Below are 17388 nucleotides of genomic sequence, written 5' to 3'. Positions count from 1 at the left end.
CTGGCCGAGGTGGCCGTCTTATCGCGACCAAGTGTTTTTTAAGCTGATTGGTTTTATCGTGTCGGGTCGCCCCCCAGTCGAGCGGTAGAGATGCGTCGGCTGGAGAATCACTACACCGGAAGTACCTGACTGCTTTCACGACGTAGGAATCATTGCTGCTCAATCTAGTCACGCAATCCAGCGCTTCCTGATGTTGCACAGGCTCGCCATGAACAGGCCAGCGCAGAACACACTCAGGATAAGAAGATCAAACAAAAACGGCATGGCGTGAGAGCCATGCACCGATCCATGGAGGAGGTCGGCCCCGTATGTTAGAGGTAAAACATAGGAAAACGGCTGCAGCACGACGGGCAGCTTCTCTATGGGAAAGAAGAGCCCGCACAGAAAGATCATGGGGAAACGAAAGAAGTTGGAAAATGTCTGCGCCTCAAAAACCTCGCTGACAGCGACTGCGATGAACAACCCCATGAACGTCGAGGTCACGGCGATGAGGATAACGGCCGGCGCGAACACCCACCAGTTCACCTGTGCGAGGTCAGTCAGGAACAACGCCATCGCCACCGGCACCATGGCGTTGACAATACCGAACAGAATGGCCCCGCTGGTTTTGGCCAGCATCAGGAGTTCGAAGGGAATCGGCGCCAGCAACAACCGCTCAAAAGAACGGTTCTTCTTCTCGAAGGTCACCGTCACCGCGAGCATGGAAGTCGTACCGAACAGTATGGAAATCGCCACAACCCCTGGCAGTATCTGGGGAACACTTTCCAGGCCGCTGCCCGAGCGGATAAAGAACATCCCGGTCCACGCCAGAGGAAAAATCAGCCCCCAGCTCACGTTCGGCGGCTTCAGGTAATATGTCCGCATGTCCTTAGCCAGAATATTCCAATACGCGATCCAGCGCTTCATGGCCGCCCACTCCTCATGTTCTTTTCCGCGCGCATTTGCTTTGTCTCGATGCCCGTTACCCGCACGAACACGTCTTCGAGGGAGGTGCGCACCCGCCGCGCCTCGGAGACCGTGTAGCCCCCTTCCTCCAGAAACCGCACCAGCGGCGCCACACGAATGGGCCCATTCGATTCCACCCGGACCGTGCCGTGCCCCGGCGGCAAAACCACGAGCTGTGGAAAGCTCGCGGCGAGCGCCTGCTGCAGTTCGCCGGGCAGCGTTTCCTCGCAGCTTATCTCGAGCACGTGGCTGGACTGGAGCGGCTGTACCAGGTTCTCGACCGAGTCAATGCGTACGATCCGGCCGGACACGATGAAGGCGATGCGGTCGCACAACCGTTCCGCCTCCTCGATGTAGTGCGTCGTCAGCAGGATCGTCGTACCGGAGTCATGCAGATCGGATATGAGTTGGCGTAGCTGTCTGGCACTCGCCACATCGATGCCGGTGGTGGGCTCGTCGAGGAAAAGAATCTCCGGCTTGTGGATGATCCCGGCCGCTATGGTCAGCTTGCGCTTCATCCCCTTGGAGTACCCGCCGAACCTGCGCTCCGCGGCCTCTTTCAGACCGAAGTCCTTCAGAAGCGACCACGCCCGCTCCTGCCGCTCTTCCCTGCGCATACCGTACAACGCCGCGCAGAAGCACAGGTTCTCGAACCCAGTCAGCTCGGGGTACAGGTTGCTCTCGTCGGGAACCACGCCCATGAGATGCTGAGCCGACCTGGTTTTCCTCGTGCAATCAACGCCGCATATACGGAACACCCCGGATTCCGGGCGAGCCAGACCGGTGAGCATGTTGATGGTTGTTGTCTTACCTGCGCCGTTGGGGCCGAGTAGCCCGAACAGCTCTCCACGGTGGATATCGAAGGAGATCCCTTTGACCGCCTGCACCTCGTCGAACCGTTTGGTCAGGTTTTTCACGACCACGGCTTCGTCTGTCATCGGAACGCTCCTTGCGCTCGCGGCGCTCTGGAATCACTGCCAGGCTTCCGTGTCCCCGGAGATGGCGCGCCGCAGGCCGGTGCATCGGGAATCCGCCGCTTTTTCAGATAGCTCTCAGGGAGACAGAGCTGATGCGCGTCGCCGGGGGCATGTTTTGATCCGCTCCTGAAGTCCCCCTGTGGCGTGTTCTCAAGTTCCTGGCTACAGCACGATTTGTTGTGATGCATTATGGTATTTGGCAAAGTACCTGCGCGGATACTGTTTTCAATTGGTGAAAAAAACGGTTCAATGTTCGTCGCCCATGCGGAACAAACGCCGCGTGATCTCCTCCCACTCCGCCAGCGTCTCCTCGTTGACCTTGTAATGAACGAAGTAGCCCTGCTTGTCCGCAGTGACGATCTCGGCATCCCGCAACACTCGCAAATGCTGCGACACGGCAGACGGCGTAATGTCCATCCGCCTGGCCAAAGCGTTGACGCACAAGGGCCGGCACTTCAGCAGCTCGACCATCCGAACACGCGTGGTCACGGAGAGCACCTTGAATATCCGGGCCTGTTTTTGCGAATCGCTCATGAATCACCACCATCCATTTTAGTCACTGCGAATATACTTATCAAACATGAGAGTCAAGAGCGATAAATGAAGAGGGTTGGGAAACCCGCATCCCGGTCTCCTGTCTGGGAAAAGGAACAGAAAGACGAGTCGTGCCCCGGCCCCATGCGCCGTGACGCACAAGGCCGGGGCACGGGGTTACTGTTCGATGCAGCGCAGGCGGACGCCTTTTTCCGGCGGCGAATATACTCGGCACGGACGTCTCCAGCTTAATCGCCCACCGCCCCAGCGTCTTGGGGTCCTGCATGATTAGCGTGCCGAGTATCAGCACCATTCCCACCTGTTTTGCCTACTGTTTATTGTCTACAACAGTCAGTCCGAAAAATTCTCTCTCCACCCAGGCACCATTCGCCTCAAATCGCGGGCGTCCTCTGCCGGCAAAAACGTAGCGCGTACGCCAAAGCGATCCTCACCCCAGCTGCCGCCCGTCTCCGTTCACATTGACACAACCAACTGCGTTAATAGCTAATCTTAAACAACTCCGCCACGGCAGGAGTGCCCGGCTCCGCACGCAGCAGGAGCGCCGAACTGGTTCCCTCTGCTGCGAGACGGAAGCCGCCCTGGTGCGCGCCCCCCGGGAGCATTTCGGAACTGAAGTAAAATCTTCTTGACTATTGTAGACAATAAACAGTAAGCCGTGGCTGTAGCAATCGAGACGCGCACGCGCCCCACCGAGATTTGATCCGGTTGCGGAGCAAAATGCCGCTCACGCTGTGGAGGCCACTGCAGCCAGACAGCAGAAAGCAGCATGTGTGTGCTCAGACTGCGCCCGATACGCACCAGACAAAAGCAGCGCTTTGCAACGGCGACGCGGAAATATCAGCCCGCACTGCCGAGTGAGACATTCAAGGAAGTAATCGTTTGCATTTGCCCATAGTGGAGGACGTGGTTTCGAGTTCAACACAATAAACCAGTGGAGGTGCCGGATGGCTGAACAACCTGTGAAGTGGGCGAATAGCGCTCCCGCCGGACTGGGAGCTCTGGCTGTGGCGTGTTTTTGTTTCTACGCATACCTGGGAGGACATGTAGAGCCGACCAGCATTCCCCTGCTGGGGCTGTGGCTGCTCGGCGGCGCCCTGGTGCAGTACACCGTGTGCATTCTCGAATACAAAGAAGGCGCACTGGTCGGCGGCAATGTGTTCCACATCTTTGCCGCCTTTTTCATGATGGTGAGCGGCCTTGAGCTGATCTTCAAGTACCTCGTCACCGCATTCGGCTGGCTCCCGCTGGACCACACCATAGACGGCTTTGCCTGGATTGCCCTCTGGATTTTCATCTGGACCATGACTCTGGGCTACCTCAAATCGCCGTTTCTCCTGTTCGTACTGGTGCTCTGCATCGACATCGGCGTGCCCATCGTCGCCCTGCACGACCTAGGCATCTTCGGCCACGCCCAGTTGCAGATCGCTTCCTTCGCCTTCCTGACAGCCGGCATCCTGGGGCTGTACATCGCCGCGGCCATCGTCATGAACAACGAGTTCAAACGAACAATCCTTCCCATGCCGGGAGCCTTGGTCAAGATGGCATGACCGGAAATGGCGACGGCCGGACGAGCCGGGATTCAAAAGCCCCCGGACCGGCGCCTGACTGAATCCGCAGTGATTTAAAAACGTCATCGCTCAAAGAACGGGCAACGACACAAAGCTATTATCTGGAGATGAATGTCATGGCGAACTATCCTGACTATAACCCTGAAGACATCCAGCGGGAATTGCGTGAGATATTGCCCGAAGAGGCCATATCCAAAGGCCTTTTCGAACGAATCAACAACGCGCTGGATCCGTACACGTCCTCGGACGACATCGACCGTGGCATGGTTCCCTACGCCGTGGTCTGGCCGAGCTCCACCGAGGAGGTCAGCCAGGTGATGAAGTACGCAAACACAAAGAATATCCCAGTGTTCGTGCGCGGCTCCGGCACCAGCCTGCACGGCGCTTCCAAATACCGCCACTCCGGCATCGTGCTCAACGTGGGCCGGCTCAAGCACTTCAGCATCGAGAAAGACAACGGCTACGTCGAGTTCGGCCCCGGCCACCGCGTGCTCAAGGTCAAGCAGATGCTCGAAGAGGAAGGCTACTTCCTGCCCCTGGTCCCCGGCAGCATCCGGGTGGCCAGCATCGGCGGCATCATCAGCAACAACACCAGCGCCCACGCGGTCGACTCGTGCATCGGCAAGCCCCGCGACTACATCCTGGGCCTCCAGGTGGTCCTGCCCAGCGGCGAGGTCATCGAGACGGGGACCAAGAGCCTGCGGCGGCCCGCAGGAACGGACCTGACCCAGTACTTTGTCGGCGGCGACGGTCTGCTCGGCGTCATCACCGGCATCCGGATGCAGCTCGTCCCGATGTTCGCCAGCGCCTATGGCGTGGCCTACTTCCACAACGAGCTCTCCTCGGCCAAGGCGGTCCAGCGCATCTATATGGAAAAGGCGCCCATGCCGCTGTTCATGGAGTACCTGGACGAACGGGTGGCCAGGATGAGCTTCGCCATCCAGAACCTGCCCGAACCTCCCGGCTCGCTGATCATGTTCCACTCCATCGGCCAGACCGAGGAAGAGGCCGTGCACAAGGTCAACAAGCTGGTGGAAGCCATCAGCAAGGAGCCGGTCATCGAGGCCAAGCGCATCACGGACATGGACGAGTGGCACAAGATCTGGCTCGCCCGCGAGTCCGCCCTGCCCTTCATCTGCCAGGGCGGCAAGGGCGTCTTCGGCCTGTCCGAAATCGCTTCCTCGGTCCGCGGTCTGGTGGACTGCATGGAGGACACCATCAACATGGACGAGGGCATGCCCACGCTCAGCAAGCTCGGCAAGCCCTACATCATGGGCCATCTGGGCGCGTTGTCACTGCACCCGGTGTACATCTTCCCGGCCGACTGGAGCGCCGAGGAAAAGAACAAGGGCATCGAGGAGATGTTCTTCAAGGAAGCGCAGATCAACGAGAAGTATGGAACCTGCGGCGGCGAGTGGGGACAGTTCGCCAAGCGGACTCCGTTTTACCGCAAACGGTACGGCGACACTGTCTACGGTCTGGTCAAGGACGTGAAGAAGGTTTTTGACCCGAACTCCATCCTGAACCCCGACGTCTTCAGAGACTAACCGCAAACCGCTGCCACGAAGGAGTGCGAAATGACCAGCACAGACGTTCAAACCGAACTAAAAGACGGGATTCTGGGTATCCTGAGCTATTGCATCAACTGCCGCTTCTGCCTGCCGAGCTGTCCGCGTTTCGAAATCACCTCCGGCGAGGTGAGCCAGGGCGCTTCGGGCGTCACCCGCTCGCTGTACTACGCCGTCAAGTGGGGAGAAGAGGATAAACAAGCCCTGCAGGAGCTGCGGGACATCGTTTTCGGCTGCACCACCTGCAAGAGCTGCGAAATCGCCTGCAAGTCCCTGAGCACCGGCACCAAGCTGCTGGACGCCATCGAGATGGGCCGCGAGCTATTGATTGAAATGCAGGTCGGCCCCATGCCCGAGCAGAAGAAGGTGCTCGATTCGCTGCTGAAGAACGGCAACCCCTACATGGTGACCGCCCGCAAGCGGAAGGAAGCCGTCAAGGCCTTGGGGCTCAAGGAGTATACAGACCAGACCGAGATCCTGCTCTACCTGGGCTGCTCCACCGCCGTGGACGAGGACGTGCAGAACACCGTCAAGGCGCTGGCAAAAATTCTGGATCACGCGGGCGTCTCCTACGGCATTCTGCTGGACGAGGCCTGCTGCGGCGAGCCGTCCCTGAAGATGGGCGAAGTCGGGCTCTTCGAGATGCTGTCCGAGAAGAACATCGACCTGTTCAAGGACAACGGCGTGCAATCCATCGTCACGCTCTCGCCCCACTGCTTCGAGACCTTCTCTTCAAAGTATCCCGAAGCCGACATGCAGGGGATCAAGGTGCGCCACTACACCCAGCTTCTGTACGACCTGGTGCAGGAAAAGAAGCTCACCTTCCCCAACACGGTGGACAAGAAGGTCGTCTACCACGACCCCTGCTACCTCTCGAAATACCAGAACGTGTGCGAAGAGCCCCGCGAGGTCATCAAGAGCATCGGCGGCGTCGAGCTCATGGAGTTCAAGGACAACCGCGCCGACAGCCTGTGCTGCGGAGGCGGAGGCGGCCGCATGTGGGCCGACTTCGAGGCCGAGACCAACCGGCTGGCCAACATCCGCGTCACCGAGGCCGTGGAGAAAGGCGCCGAGGTGCTGGTGACCGCCTGTCCCTGGTGCTTCATCAACATGAATGACGGCGTCAAAGTCACCAACGCCGCGGACAAGCTGGAGGTTCTCAGCCTGGCCGAGCTCTGCGCCATGGCTCTGTAGCCGGCGCGGCATCGCGGTTCCGCAGTCTTTAACCGTGTGGTGAACCACTTCCGCCAATACAGGGGTTCACCGCTTCTCCCCTCTGACGCCGGACGGTTCAGACCCGTCCTCACCTTGAACCGTCCGGCGCCAACAACACCATCCGCCTCCGGGCCGGATGCATGGCGAGGGAGCGGACTTCGGGCTGCGGCCGGCCAAGGCGCGCTGGAACTCTCCATTACGACAACGCAAAGGGACCACGGATGGAAATCGCTTTGATCTCGCCCGCCAAGGCGCACCTGTTCTTTCTACCGGCCTGGAGCTTCTCTCTGGCCATCACACTCGCCGGAATCGGGGTCTTCGGCTACCTGATCGCGCGCCGTCTGGCGCCCATGCGGCTGGCCGCCCCGGACCGGCGTTTCGACAACATCCCCGAACGCATCGCCAAGGTGCTCAAAATATGGCTGGCCCAGTGGCGCCAGCCTCGCTACATGGCCGCCGGCCTGCTGCACATCGTCATCTTCGCCGGGTTCCTGTGTCTGTCCCTGCGCTCTATCCAGATGGTCATCCTGGGCGTCGTGGACGGCTTCACCATTCCCGGCCTGAGCGGCGCGCCGGGCCAGGTCTACCTCGTACTGCGCCAGATCATGGCCATGGCCGTGCTGATTGCTGCCCTGGCGGCCATGTACAGACGGGCGGTCATCAAGCCGGCCCGCTACGCCGTGCCGGCCAAGTATGGCCATGACCACACCGCGGAGGCCGTGTTCGTGCTCGGCTTGATCTCCCTGCTGATGATCAGCGAGGGGCTCTTCGACGCCTCGCTGACCGCCGCGGCCCAGGCCCGGGGCCTGCCTGCGGAGACCGCCGTGATCCTGACCCTGCCCTGGATATTCGAGCATCTGCTCCACGGCGTCTCTGTGGAGGCGCTGCAGACCATCCACCTGGCGGCCTACTACGTTCACGACCTGACCTTCTTTTTCTTCCTGTGCTTCCTGCCCCTGGGCAAGCATTTCCACGTGGTGACGTCCTTCTTCAACGTTTTCTTCATGCGGTTGCGCAAGGGGGACGTCAAACCCGTGCGCTACGGCGTGTCCGACGAGGAGCTCACCGAGCTCGATTCCTTCGGCGTCAAGATGCTCGAAGATTTCACCTGGAAGCACATTCTGGACTTCTACAGCTGCGCCGACTGCGGCCGCTGCTCCGACAACTGCCCGGCCAACGCCGTGGGCCGCCCGCTTTCGCCCCGCTTCATCACCATCAAGGCCCGCGACCTGATCTTCAGGCGCTACCCGGTGTTCCAGCACAACAAGGAGCAGCCCGAAGAGGGGCCCCTCATCGGCGGCATCTATTCCGAGGACGAGATTTGGTCCTGCACCACCTGCGGGGCCTGCGAGGAGGAGTGCCCCCTGGGCATCGAGTACATCAACAAGATGGTGGACCTCCGCCGGGGCATGATCGACGAGGGCAACGTGCCCCCGAGCCTGCAAAAGCCGCTGAAGGCGCTGGAGAAACGGGGCAACCCCTGGGGCAAGATGGAGAAGAAGCGCGGCGCCTGGGCCAGGGACAAAGCCTTCGCCGCCGAGCTTGCGGTCAAGTCTGTAGAGGACGGCGACTCCGCCGACACCCTCTACTTCGTGGACAGCATCACCTCCTACGACGACCGCATGCAGCGCATCGCCCAGGCCACGGCCCGGGTGCTCGCGGCAGCCGGCGTGGACTTCGCCATCCTGGGCAAAGAGGAAAAGGACTGCGGGCACGAGGTGCGCCGCTTCGGCGAGGAGCTGCTTTTCCAGGACCTGCGGGACCACAACACCGAGATGATCCGGAAATCCGGGGCCCGGCGCATCATCACGGCCGACCCGCACACCTACAACGCGCTGCTCAAGGACTACGAGGGCCTGCCGCCGGTGGAGCACATCAGCCAGCTCATCGCCCGCAAAGTTCATGAAGGCGACCTGCGGCTGAAGCCCGTCGAGAACCCTGGCAAGGTCTACGTCTACCACGACCCCTGCTACCTGGGACGCCACAACGGGCTGTACGACGATCCGCGGGCCGCGCTGGACGCCGTGCCGGGCCTGCGCCGGGTGGAGATGGCCCGCAACCGCGACCGGAGCTTCTGCTGCGGGGGCGGCGGACTGATGCTGTTCTACGAACCGGAAGAAGAGCAGCGCATGGGCGTGCTGCGGGTGCAGATGGCGGCCGAGGCCGGGGCCAACGTTATCGTGACCGCCTGCCCGTTCTGCCTGGTGAACATCGAGGATGCGATCAAGGTGGCCGGGCTTGAAGACACGATGGAGGCCATGGACCTGGCCGAGCTGATTGACGGACGCCTGGCCGATCGGCCCGGCGCGGCGACCTTCTCCGAGGCGCCCGACACGGGCAAAGACACACAAACGAGCATGGGAGACTGATTATGGACATCCTGGTTTGCGTCAAACGGGTCCCCGACACCTCGACCAACGAGATCGAGGTGAATGACGCGGGAACCGACATCGAACGTGACGATCTGGTCTACTCGATCAATGAATGGGACAACTACGCCGTGGAGGAAGCGCTGCAGATAGTGGACCGGGTCGGCGGCTCCGTCACCGTGGCCGCCGTGGGCGACGACGAGTCAGATGAAGTACTGCGCCGGGCCATGGCCATGGGTGTGGAAAACGCCATGCTCCTTTCCGGCGACGCCTTTGCCGGGCTCGACGGCCGCGGTGTGGCCACGGTCCTCCAGGCCGCCGCCAAAACCAAGGGCATCGACCTGATACTCACCGGCGCCCAGGCCGATGACGGCTGCGCCCAGGTTGGCGGCATGCTGGCAGCCATGCTCGACCAGCCTTTCGCCTCGCTGGTCAACATGATCGAGGTCGAGAGCGACAAGACACTGAAGATCGGCCGCGAGGTCGAAGGCGGCGAGCAGGAGATCAGCCGCATCGAGCTGCCCTGTGTGCTGTCCATTCAGACTGGCATCAACGAGCCCCGTTATGTAGGCGTCCGCGGCATCCGCAAGGTGGCCTCGGTGGAAATTCCCACCATGGACGCGGCCGCTCTGGGGCTCACCGCTGAAGCCCTGGCCCCCCAGGTGGAGCGCCTGGACTACTTTACGCCGGAGGTGGGCGCAGGGGCCGAGATGCTCGAAGGCTCCACCGAAGAAATGGTCGCCAAGCTGATCGAGATGCTCCAGGCCAAAGGAGGGATGAAGTAATGACGCAGATCTTCGCATATATCGCCCACAAGGACGGCGTGGCCGATGACACGGCCCTGGAGCTGCTCACCGCGGCCGCGGCCATCGCCCCCAACGCACCGGTGACGGCCATCGTCGCCGGCAACGCCCCACAACTGGACGCTGTGGCCGAAGCCTTGGCCCAGGGCTTTGCCGAGGTCTGGAAGTTCAGCAGCGACAGCCTGGCCCAGCCCAACGCAGAAATCATCCGGCCTGTCCTGGCGTCCGCCCTGCCCGCCGGCTCCATCGTGCTCATGGGCCACGACACGTTCGCCATGGACATGGCGCCCGGCCTGTCCATCAAGCGGGACGTGCCCTTTGTCTCCGACGTGGTGGGCGTAGACGGCCTGGCCGGGGACGTTCTCACGCTCGTCCGCCAGGAGTATGGCGGCCAGGTGAGCGCGCATGTGCAGACGAACGTGGCCGGCGGCGCCGTGCTGACGCTCAGGGCCGGCAGCTTTGCCCCGGCCGAAGGCGCAGGCTCCGGCCAGATTGTGGACAAGTCCGGCGAGATCGGCGAGCCGGCCATGCGACGGGTCTTCCTGGAGATGGCCGCCGCCGAGGTGGACGACGTGGACATCTCCAAGGAGGACGTCCTGGTGTCCATCGGCCGTGGCATCGGCGACGAGGAGAACATCGAGATCGCGCAAGAGCTGGCCGAGGCCATGGGCGGCGTGGTGGCCTGCTCCCGACCCATCGTCGACGCCAGATGGATGAACAGGTCCCGCCAGGTGGGCACCTCCGGGCAGACCGTCAAGCCCAAGGTCTACCTGGCCTGCGGCATCAGCGGCTCATTCCAGCACCTGGGCGGGATCAAAGGCTCGCCCTTCATCGTGGCGATCAACACGAACCCCAAGGCCCCCATCTTCCAGGCGGCCGACGTGGGAATCGTGGCCGACATCCTGGATTTTCTCCCGGAATTGACCGAGGCGATCAACGGCGAATAGCTGTAGGAATCCCTCTGAATGAACGACGCCGAGCTCCCTGGAGGGGCCCGGCGTCACTTTTTTATATCACGTCACCCGCCGCGTGCACTGATCCGGAGGGCTGGACTTTGCCAAGGCGGAGATCCCTGCCGCCTTCAGCCTGTCAGATATTGTCGAGCATTTCGTTGAGGACGCGGGAGATGTGTTCGGCCAACTGCTTTTTGGCTTCCTCGAACCGCCCTTCCTGCATGCACTCCACGACGATCTTGTGGTCCTCAATGGAGCGTTTGCTCAAGATACTTAAATATATCAGTTGATAACGGCTCAGTGTGGAGGCAATACTCTGGTAACAGTGAGTCAGCCAGCGGTTGCCCGCATCCTTGACCAGATCCCAGTGGAACCCTGCGATCTCGCCGTAATAATCGGCAAGGTCTGTGGTGTCCGAGTTCCTGGGCATGGCGAAATGCTCCAGGTTCTCGACAGACTCGCTCAACTTGGTGAAATCCCGATTGCCGCTTTTGGCGAGCAGATCCACGGCCGCGCATTCCAGCGTACGCCGCGTGAAGTAGACCTCCCTGCAATCGTCAAAGGAAAGCTCGGTCACGAACGTTCCCCTTCTGGGAATGTTGTTGACCAGCTTTTCATACTCCAGCTTCCGAAAGGCCTCGCGGAGAGGCGGCCGACTGACGCCGTATCTGTTGGCCAGCTCCACCTCGTTGAGTTTCGATCCGGGAGGTATTTTGCCTGTAATGATTTCGTGCCGCAAAAAACACGCTGTACTGTCAGCAACGCCCAATATTTTCATCAACACAGTCACCTTTTATTCCGGTTGTACAACCTTTCGCGCCGCCAGTTCGACGGCGTGTCTATCATGATCACTCTCTGTAAGCGCCATGCCGTACGCAGGGCTCCTGCGCCCGCCAGGCTGCTCAAAAGGCAAAGCCCTTTACGATCGATTCTTCTCCTCGCATCATCGGCCAAAGAATATACTTTTACACCTTGATGCACAACACCATAACACAGCCATTGCCGGTCCGAGCGGCGCCAGGCTCAAAACGCAATTCATCACGAGGGCGCCTGCTCCACGGCCCGGGGCGCTCGAAACATTGGTCGCTCAAGCTACTGAAATTGCTTGCATAGGTCCGTAATAAAGCTGAGCCGTCGCGGCGGGCGTCCGAGCCCGAAGAGGCTTTGTCCGCTGCTTTAGGGAAAAGACGGGAATCTTATCGGCCTTTGGGCAATGCGTGTCTAAACACGTCCTCGGTGTGCAGGCGCCTGCCCGGAAAATGGGGGACTGCCTCCCCCAAAGCGCCACCAAAAGGCCGCTCCACTCTCCCTCCGCAATGTACAATTAGGCAGCTTCCGGATTTTTTCAATATAAAAATAGACAAAAAAATTGTATACTTTTCAACAAAATCTTATGAGCCCATTTCGCACAAACCATGCATGTGCATGAATAGTCAAACAGTTAGCGACCGCAGACAAGTTTTCGAGAACGAGGCGGACTGCTGAGCCCGGCCACGGCCACTGCGGCGTCAGCTCCGCCGCTCAACGGCCGCTGCCTGGAGCTGCAGGCATGTATGGACGAGCAGCGCTGCTCCCCATCCCCGCTGTTGCCCGCCGTACACGTCCTGTAGTCCGACGAAATCAACCTGTTCGAAGACGTTTACAACCGGATACGCATCCTTACCTGATTTCGTTCCACAAGCGGTCCATGATCGTGCGTTTGAGCAAGGAAAACTCGGGGCTCGTTGTGGTGGTATGGTCGCGGGGGCGCGGAATGTCCACTTCGATGCGTTCGATGATGCGGCCCGGGCGCTTGGACATGATGCGGATCGTGTCGCCCAGGAGGATCGCCTCATCGATATCGTGGGTAATGAACAGGATGGTCGTGCGTTCACTGGCCCAGATTTCGAGCAACAGATCCTGGAGCAGAAGCCGCGTCTGGGCGTCCAGCGCGCCGAACGGTTCGTCCATGAGCAGCATGCGCGGCGAGTTGGCCAGCACCCGCGCAATGGCCACGCGCTGCTTCATCCCCCCCGAGAGCTCCTTGGGCAGAGCCTTGGAGAAGCCCGCAAGCCCGACCAGCTCCAGGTAGTGCATGGCGCGGTCCGCGCGCTCTGCAGCCGGCATGCCCTTGATGCGCAGTCCGAATTCCACATTCTTTTGCACGTTCAGCCAGGGGAAGAGCGTATACCCCTGGAAGACCATGCCGCGTTCTGCGCCAGGGGCGGTGATCTCGCTGCCGTCCATGACCACACGGCCCGACGTCGGCGCTTCGAGCCCGGCCACGATGTTCAAAAGCGTGGACTTGCCGCAGCCCGACGGCCCGGCCACCACGGCGAGCTCGCCCTCCTCGACCATCATTTCCACATCCTGCATGGCCACAACGTCGCCGGCCTTTGACGGAAACACCTTTGAAAGCTGTGAGACTTCGAGCATAGCCATCTAGCCGCCCACCTTATCGCTCCAGGGAACGACGATTTTCGTCAGCCACTTGAAGAGCGCATCGGTGGCGAGCCCGAGAAGTCCGATAATGATGAGCCCGGCAAAGATACGGTCGATGGCGAGGAATCGCTGGGCGCGCAGGATCAGGTAGCCCAGGCCCGAGTTGGCGGCCACCAGCTCGGCCACCACGAGATAGGTCCAGGCCCAGCCGATGGTGATCCGCAGGTCGTCCATGATCCCAGGCAGCGAGCCCGGCAGAAGCACCAGCGTGTATGCCTGGCGACGGCCTGCGCCCAGGGTTCGTGCGGCCCGCAAAAGATCGCGATCGACCCTGGAGACCGTGTCGGCCACCATGAGTACGAGCTGAAAGAATGTCCCCAGGAAGATGACCGCGAACTTCTGCACGTCGCCGATGCCGAAATACAAGAGCGTGAGCGGCACCATGGCCACCACGGGCAGATAGCGCGCAAAATCCACGATGGGCTCGCAGAGGGCCTCGAAGCGCTTCGACGTGGCGATGATCATGCCGAACGGCAGCGACACCACCACGGCCAGCGCCCAGCCCACCAGGACGCGGTAGGTGGAATCCCAGGTGTAGGACAGCAGAATGCCCTCCTCCCACATCTCCTTGAAGGCCATGAGAACGGCGTGGGGCTTGGGCAGAAAGAGATCCTTGACGAAGCCGCCGTACGCAGCCACGCACCAGATCGCGATGATCGCGGCAAAGGAGCCGGCCGACAACACCGAACGCGCCGCCAGCCGGCTTCCTGTTTCCTTGTCTGATGCCATCTTCAGCTATTGGGTGGCTTCTTTCACGTATTGATCGGTAATGAGCGCATCGATATCCGTGCCTGCGTCGATGATGCCCTTCTCCTCCCAGAACTTTGCAGCGCGCGCGGCAACTTCGTAGATGTTGCCGGCCTTGGACTTATCAAAAAAGTCCTGGTTGTCGGAGCCGCCGATGAACCGCACGCCTGAGGCCATATCGGCCATTTCGGAGGCATCCAGCCCCATGGCTTTACCCATGATCTCGTTGCCCTCGTCAGGGTGCTCGTTGTACCAGGCCACGGCCTCGTTCCAGGCTTTGGTCAACGCCAGCGGGGCGCCAGGGTTCTTCTCGATAAAGTCGTTGCGCAGCACAAGCACGTCGACAATGGTCTTGGGGAAGTCCTTGGACGAAACCAGGACGTGGCCGCCTTCACGCTGATTCGCGTTGGTCAGCCAGGGCTCCCAGGTCACGGCGGCGTCGACCCTGCCGGCAACGAATGCAGCGCCGGCGTCGGATGCGCCCATCTCCGTAATATTGATATTCTTCTCGTCCAGGCCCGCGGACTCGATGGCCGTGAGGAAGAAGAAGTAGGATGTGGACGACTTGTCCAGAGCAACGGTCTTGCCCTCGAGGTCGGCGAGGCTCTTGATCTCGGCGGACGCCACGATGCCATCCCCACCGGCGGACTCGTCCATGCCAAGGATGACGGTCTCGGGCGTGCCTTTGGCGTAGTGGATGATCTCGCGGTCGAGGACGTTGCCCAGGCCGTCTATGTTGCCGGAAGCAAGAGCGGCGGCGTATTGCGATTCGTCTTCGATGATTATGAGCTCAACATCCAGGCCGAGCTTCTCGAAGTAGCCGTTTTCGCTGGCGATGTAGAGCGGTCCGTACCCAACCCATGTTGCATGGGCGATTTTCATCGAGGTCTCAGCCTTTGCGGTCGCGGCGAAAGCGGACACCGCGGCGAACACGCAGAACAGAAGTATTGTCAGGCGTTTCACTCTCTCTCCCTCCATGTTGTGATTTTTTTCCCAAGCGCTGCTCAATACCCGGAGTCCGGAGAGTTGGCAAGATCCGTGTCGTTCACCGGGCCCGGGCAACGCTCAATCCACGCAACCCCAGAAGGCATGCCCAAACGTACTGTAGCTCAGGTCAATCGAGACGCCACCCCACTGCGCTGTCGGGAATGGCATGTATGTACGTCATACAAATCAGGAGCGGTCTCTTCAAGAGCTGTCTGATTACGCTCTGCAAGGGCTGCAGCGGGCGTTCAGGAATGTATGCCCCGGCTTCCGCGCCGGTTCCCGGCTCTCCACCAAATAGCCTCACAATACTCCCCCTGTCTGGCGGAAGGTCTTTTCCCATTAGAAAAGCCGGACCTGGATACCATCCAGACCCGGCTTCATTTCCTTTCCTTCTTCGCTCACTCAGTCGTAGTCGCGATCCAGGCGGGTGCCTCGACTGGCCTGGTACAGCTCCTCAAGCTGCTTCAGCGTCTCGTCCACGTCGCCCTGGCCGCGCAGGGTCGCGTTGACCAGGTTGCCGGCCTTGTCCATGAAGCCGAGGAAGCCGTCGTACCGGGGCCGCAGCCAGCAGGTGTCCATGGTTTTGCGGGTATTCCGGAAAAAGTCCAGGCTCAGCCTGTTGGTGCGGTCGCTCTCCCAGGCGTCCAGGTGGCCGGGCTGGCCCTGGGCGTCAAAGTAGAAGCCGCTCTGGGCTTCCCCGCTCATGATGAAAAAGGCGAAGTCCAGGGCCACGTCGCGGCGCTCACAGCTCGATGAGACGGCAATGCCCGCGCCGCCGATCATGGAGCCGCAGGGCCCGTTGTCGCCGAGCGCCGGAATGTCGTTGAACGCGATGCGGGCGTTGGGCACGTCCTCCCGGCTGTAGCTGTTGTAGCCATACAGCAGCGGGCAGTAGGCGAACTGGGTGGTACGGGACATGCGCTCCAGCACCTCGATGGGATTGTTCGAAAAGCACTGCTCTTCCATGTGCCGGGCCACGGCCAGCAGCGCCTCAAAGACCTCGCGGCCGGCGTCCATGTCCAGCAGGCGTCCCTCGTCCCTGGCCACGGGATGGCCAATGTTGGCGGACAGGGTGCAGAAGCTGGCCATTGCGTCGATAGGCTTGAGCGGCATGGTCACCTGCCCTTTCTCGGCCAGGGCCACGACCTCGTCCCAGGTCCGGGGCGGCGCGTCCAGAAGATCCGGCCGCCAGCAGGCCACCTGGGCAGCCGCGTCCACAGGCAGGGCCCACACCGAGCCGTGGTAATCGTAGCTCGCATAGGAGGGGCCCACCGTGCGCCTGGAGAACTCCTCCAGCATGTCGTCGTAGCCCTGGCCGTTGAGCGGCAGCAGTGACTGATCCCGCTCGGCCTCGCCCACATGGGGGTGGTCGATGATGAGCAGGTCGTACTCCTTGGTCATGAGGGACAAAGGCCGGTCCGCAAAGGCCTGCAACGAACGCCTGGTCCAGGAGATCTCCACCTCGGGATGCCGCTCGCGGTACAGCTCGGACGCCTTCTCCAGCGGCGCGTACCCGCGGGGATGGTCCCAGGTCATACCCTTCAACGTGATCATTGTCGCATACTCCATCGTGAAACATCTCAGCCAATAGAATTGGCTGAAATGATTATGTTTGCAGAGACAAACAATGCCTCCGGCGGCCAGGGGGAACACTGTTCCCCCAGACCCCCAGATCGGGGTCAAGGGGCCAGTGGCCCCTTGCGGGGAGTTCGAGGGGCGGAGCCCCTTGAATTCCAGCCAATGCCACGAGCTGTTACTTCTCGCGGCATTCCACGAAGTGGACGTGGTCGCAGACCAGCACGGTTTCGTCGTTCTGGTTCTTGAGCTCCACGCGTTCGGTGACGAGGCCGTAGCCCGGTTTGCGCGGGTGGGGCTTCTTCTCGGTAATGCTGAAGACGCCGTGGACCGTGTCGCCGATGAACACAGGCCGGGGGAAGCGCAGCCGCTCGTAGCCGTAGGTCATGCTTTTGTTGTTGATGTCCCCTGCGCCCAGGCCGGCGGCGATGGCGAAGGTGAGCGTGCCGTGGGCCATGCGCTGGCCAAAGGGCTGGGTCTTGCACCACTCCGCATCCATGTGGTGGGGGTAGAAATCACCGGTCTGGCCCGCGTGGATGACGATGTCGGACTCGGTGATGGTACGGCCGTAGCTCTCGCGGCTCTCGCCGATCTCGTACTCTTCGTAATACTTGTCGATGAACATGGTGTCGCTCCTCGCGCCAC

General features: G+C 61.1%; 15 protein-coding genes and 1 pseudogene. 6 read left to right on the top strand and 10 right to left on the bottom strand.

All coding sequences use genetic code 11. The annotated features are described in order from the left end of the window. Positions 1 to 168 precede the first annotated feature (168 nt). The 3 genes from E8L03_RS01035 to E8L03_RS01025 form a co-directional block, all read right to left on the bottom strand. Positions 169 to 906: an ABC transporter permease gene (locus E8L03_RS01035; RefSeq protein ID WP_144234892.1), complete on the bottom strand. Its 738-nt coding sequence runs from the start codon at positions 904 to 906 to the stop codon at positions 169 to 171. Next, positions 903 to 1883, bottom strand: coding sequence for an ABC transporter ATP-binding protein (locus E8L03_RS01030; RefSeq protein WP_144234893.1), 981 nt, complete (start codon positions 1881 to 1883; stop codon positions 903 to 905). The genes E8L03_RS01035 and E8L03_RS01030 overlap by 4 nt, the downstream gene beginning before the upstream one ends. Before the next feature lie 285 nt (positions 1884 to 2168). Continuing rightward, positions 2169 to 2456, bottom strand: coding sequence for an ArsR/SmtB family transcription factor (locus E8L03_RS01025; RefSeq protein WP_144234894.1), 288 nt, complete (start codon positions 2454 to 2456; stop codon positions 2169 to 2171). Positions 2457 to 3421: 965 nt separating this feature from the next. Between E8L03_RS01025 and E8L03_RS01020 the strand changes: the two genes are divergently transcribed. From E8L03_RS01020 to E8L03_RS00995, 6 genes are all read left to right on the top strand, one after another. Next, on the top strand, positions 3422 to 4024 hold the full coding sequence (locus E8L03_RS01020) for an acetate uptake transporter family protein (RefSeq protein ID WP_144234895.1): 603 nt from the start codon (positions 3422 to 3424) through the stop codon (positions 4022 to 4024). 137 nt (positions 4025 to 4161) lie between these two features. Next, positions 4162 to 5592 (top strand): FAD-binding oxidoreductase, encoded by a 1431-nt coding sequence (locus E8L03_RS01015; protein WP_167512398.1) that lies wholly within the window; start codon positions 4162 to 4164, stop codon positions 5590 to 5592. Between the two features lie 30 nt (positions 5593 to 5622). Continuing rightward, positions 5623 to 6807 (top strand): (Fe-S)-binding protein, encoded by a 1185-nt coding sequence (locus E8L03_RS01010; RefSeq protein WP_171266314.1) that lies wholly within the window; start codon positions 5623 to 5625, stop codon positions 6805 to 6807. Between the two features lie 242 nt (positions 6808 to 7049). Beyond that, positions 7050 to 9197 (top strand): (Fe-S)-binding protein, encoded by a 2148-nt coding sequence (locus tag E8L03_RS01005; protein ID WP_144304826.1) that lies wholly within the window; start codon positions 7050 to 7052, stop codon positions 9195 to 9197. Between the two features lie 2 nt (positions 9198 to 9199). Next, positions 9200 to 9982 carry an electron transfer flavoprotein subunit beta/FixA family protein gene (locus E8L03_RS01000; protein WP_144304827.1) on the top strand — a complete coding sequence of 261 codons (783 nt, stop codon included), beginning with the start codon at positions 9200 to 9202 and terminating at the stop codon, positions 9980 to 9982. Then, the gene (locus E8L03_RS00995; RefSeq protein WP_144304828.1) at positions 9982 to 10947 is read left to right on the top strand and encodes an electron transfer flavoprotein subunit alpha/FixB family protein; all 966 of its coding nucleotides are present in this window, start codon (positions 9982 to 9984) and stop codon (positions 10945 to 10947) included. Before E8L03_RS01000 ends, E8L03_RS00995 begins: the two co-directional genes overlap by 1 nt. 142 nt (positions 10948 to 11089) lie before the next feature. Here E8L03_RS00995 and E8L03_RS00990 read toward each other — a convergent pair whose 3' ends face one another. The 7 genes and pseudogenes from E8L03_RS00990 to E8L03_RS00965 form a co-directional block, all read right to left on the bottom strand. Then, a complete protein-coding gene (locus E8L03_RS00990) occupies positions 11090 to 11530 on the bottom strand; it encodes an FCD domain-containing protein (protein WP_235896556.1) in 441 nt (146 codons plus the stop codon). Between the two features lie 9 nt (positions 11531 to 11539). Further along, positions 11540 to 11731, bottom strand: a pseudogene (locus E8L03_RS21170) (GntR family transcriptional regulator); the annotation flags it as partial. A gap of 881 nt (positions 11732 to 12612) precedes the next feature. Continuing rightward, complete coding sequence (locus tag E8L03_RS00985; protein ID WP_144304830.1) at positions 12613 to 13374, bottom strand: ABC transporter ATP-binding protein; 762 nt, start codon at positions 13372 to 13374, stop codon at positions 12613 to 12615. Further along, entirely contained in the window at positions 13375 to 14163 is a 789-nt protein-coding gene (locus E8L03_RS00980; RefSeq protein ID WP_144304831.1) for an ABC transporter permease, read from the bottom strand. A gap of 6 nt (positions 14164 to 14169) precedes the next feature. Next, positions 14170 to 15144 carry an ABC transporter substrate-binding protein gene (locus E8L03_RS00975; protein ID WP_244963618.1) on the bottom strand — a complete coding sequence of 325 codons (975 nt, stop codon included), beginning with the start codon at positions 15142 to 15144 and terminating at the stop codon, positions 14170 to 14172. Positions 15145 to 15570: 426 nt separating this feature from the next. Further along, positions 15571 to 16722 carry an ABC transporter substrate-binding protein gene (locus tag E8L03_RS00970; RefSeq protein WP_171266312.1) on the bottom strand — a complete coding sequence of 384 codons (1152 nt, stop codon included), beginning with the start codon at positions 16720 to 16722 and terminating at the stop codon, positions 15571 to 15573. 199 nt (positions 16723 to 16921) lie between these two features. Further along, the gene (locus E8L03_RS00965) at positions 16922 to 17368 is read right to left on the bottom strand and encodes a MaoC family dehydratase (protein ID WP_144304834.1); all 447 of its coding nucleotides are present in this window, start codon (positions 17366 to 17368) and stop codon (positions 16922 to 16924) included. Between the last annotated feature and the right edge of the window lie 20 nt (positions 17369 to 17388).

The organism is Oceanidesulfovibrio marinus (genome assembly GCF_013085545.1).
Taxonomy (GTDB): Bacteria; Desulfobacterota; Desulfovibrionia; order Desulfovibrionales; family Desulfovibrionaceae; genus Oceanidesulfovibrio; species Oceanidesulfovibrio marinus.
The sequence above is the reverse complement of the archived record's forward strand: the minus strand, read 5'-3'. Positions and strand labels throughout refer to the sequence as shown.